Origin of the sequence: Mesorhizobium caraganae, assembly GCF_016836705.1 — a bacterium.
GTDB lineage: Bacteria > Pseudomonadota > Alphaproteobacteria > Rhizobiales > Rhizobiaceae > Mesorhizobium > Mesorhizobium caraganae.
The window spans coordinates 1-460 of the sequence record NZ_JAFCGY010000139.1; the positions used below are offsets into that span (position 1 = coordinate 1).

Sequence of the window (460 nt, forward strand, 5' to 3'; positions counted from 1 at the left end):
TGGATGCACTGCCGGATCTTTCCGATGTGCAGGTGATTATTAAAACCAGCTATCCCGGTCAGGCACCGCAAATCGTTGAAAATCAGGTGACTTATCCGCTAACCACCACCATGTTGTCGGTGCCTGGCGCGAAGACTGTGCGCGGTTTCTCGCAGTTTGGCGACTCTTATGTGTATGTCATTTTCGAAGATGGCACCGATCCGTACTGGGCGCGCTCGCGGGTGCTGGAGTACCTCAACCAGGTACAGGGTAAGCTGCCTGCGGGAGTCAGCGCCGAGCTGGGGCCAGATGCCACGGGTGTTGGCTGGATCTATGAATATGCACTGGTGGATCGCAGCGGTAAGCACGATCTGGCCGATTTACGCTCATTGCAGGACTGGTTTCTCAAATATGAGCTAAAAACCATCCCTGACGTTGCGGAAGTGGCGTCGGTGGGCGGTGTGGTGAAAGAGTATCAGGT

General features: G+C 55.0%; 1 protein-coding gene. It reads left to right on the plus strand.

Translation table 11 applies throughout. The features are described from left to right. Positions 1-460 (plus strand): efflux RND transporter permease subunit (locus tag JQK88_RS35670; RefSeq protein WP_203281278.1); only part of this gene is annotated, 460 nt, incomplete at both ends.